The following is a 781-nucleotide window of genomic DNA, read 5'->3' on the forward strand; positions in this document are numbered from 1 at the left end:
GCCGGGGCGGACGCGGCAAGCGCGGGCGCGGGGGCGCCGGCGCGGGGGGCATCGGCGGCAGCCGGAACAGGCCGTACAGGGCGGTACTGAAGCTGGCCAGGTCGAGGGCGTAGGCGAGGGGGTAGCCGCCGAGCGCGACGCTGGTTCCCGCGATCAGTGGACCGACGGTCATCGCGGTCGTGAAGCCGATCTGGGTCAGCGCGGTGGCTGCCGGCAGGTCACCCAGCGCCACCAGGTTCGGTGTCATCGCGCGCCGCGCCGGCCCGTCCACCGCCGCGAACGCGGACTGGGCCGCGACCAGCAGGAGCAGCGGCCAGACCACACCGAGGCCGGCTGCGACACCACCGCCAGCCGCCTCACCGCCACCGCCACCGCCGTGTTCGAACAGCGAGAACAGCACCAGCCCGCCCGAGACGGCCGCCAGCCCAGTGGACGTCACCAGGGCGAGGCGGCGCCGGTCGACGCTGTCCGCGATGGCACCGCCGATCAGCCCGAGGCCGACCAGCGGTAGCAGAGCCACCAGGCTGACCACCCCGACCAGGAACGACGACCGGGTGAGGTCGTAGACCTGCACCGCCACGGCCGTCGCGGTGATCTGGGTGCCGATCGTCGAGACGGACTCGCCCACCCACAGCCGGCGGAAGGCCGGGTAGGTCCGCAGCGGGGAAAGGTCCGCCAGCAGGCCACGAACGGCACGTCCCGGGCCGCGCCGCCCGGTCGAGGCGGGCCGCTTGGTCGAGGCGGTGCCGCGCCGCCCGGTCGAGGCGGGCCGCTTGGTCGA

The 781-nt window shown here is 75.3% G+C and carries 1 protein-coding gene; it reads right to left on the reverse strand.

Features of this window, described 5'->3' with window-relative positions; all coding sequences use genetic code 11:
• Positions 1 to 781: MFS transporter (locus tag FREUN1FDRAFT_RS39240; protein ID WP_006546021.1), on the reverse strand; the 781-nt coding region annotated here is incomplete at both ends.

The sequence above is a fragment of the Parafrankia sp. EUN1f genome (assembly GCF_000177675.1).
Lineage (GTDB): Bacteria > Actinomycetota > Actinomycetes > Frankiales > Frankiaceae > Parafrankia.